Here is an 872-nt window from a genome sequence, read left to right on the forward strand (position 1 = left end):
TCACGGAAAGATTGCAGTTGGTCTTTTTGTGCGTCAGTTAAGTTCAAATCGCGCATGATGCCGCGGTCCATACCCATACCACATTCATCACGTGGGCCTTTGTGGTGATCTTTACCGCCAAATGCGAATGCACTCGCAGTGCCTAAAGTTAGAGGTAGAACAACAGCAGCTAACACAAGTTTTTTTGCAGATTTCATAATTCGATTCCTTACACAAGTGAGTGATTCTTCTGGGCTGTTCTCACAGCGCTTGAGTATAGAATACGACTCGCTAGGTAAAGCGGCGTATAGGGAGCGTAAAGAATCGTAAAGAGTGATTTTTGCCCGCTTCGTCGCACATCAATCCAATGTAATATTAAGTAAACGGTAACTGACCAAAGGTGCCCCGATGGCAAACATTCTTTTAATTGATGACGACATAGAACTGACAAGCCTATTAAAAGAGGTGCTCAGCTTCGAAGGATTCGAAGTCAGTGAAGCAAACGACGGTGAAGCCGGCCTTGCCGCAATCAACAGCGATATCGACCTCATCCTACTGGATGTAATGATGCCAAAATTGAATGGTATGGAAACGCTGAAGCGTCTGCGAGAGAACTGGGAAACCCCCGTGTTGATGTTGACCGCCAAAGGTGAAGAGATTGATCGAGTGATCGGTTTAGAGCTCGGCGCAGATGACTACTTACCAAAACCTTTCAGCGACCGAGAGCTGCTCGCTCGTATTCGCGCGATTTTACGTCGCACCAGTAACACGCAGAAAAACGGCAAAAACAGCGATTGTATTGAGTACCAAGAGTTACGCCTGTATCCGGGCAAGCAAGAGGCATACTGCGATCAACAATTGCTGGATCTAACCGCAACCGAGTTCGCGCTGTT

General features: G+C 47.0%; 1 protein-coding gene and 1 pseudogene. One reads left to right on the forward strand and one right to left on the reverse strand.

The features are described 5' to 3' along the window. Nucleotides 1-197: pseudogene (locus R7O13_RS25300) on the reverse strand (CpxP family protein); the annotation flags it as partial. A gap of 190 nt (nt 198-387) precedes the next feature. Here R7O13_RS25300 and R7O13_RS25305 point away from each other — a divergent pair. Next, nucleotides 388-872 (forward strand): response regulator (locus tag R7O13_RS25305; RefSeq protein ID WP_318121826.1); only part of this gene is annotated, 485 nt, incomplete at its 3' end.

The organism is Vibrio sp. Y176, assembly GCF_033438945.1.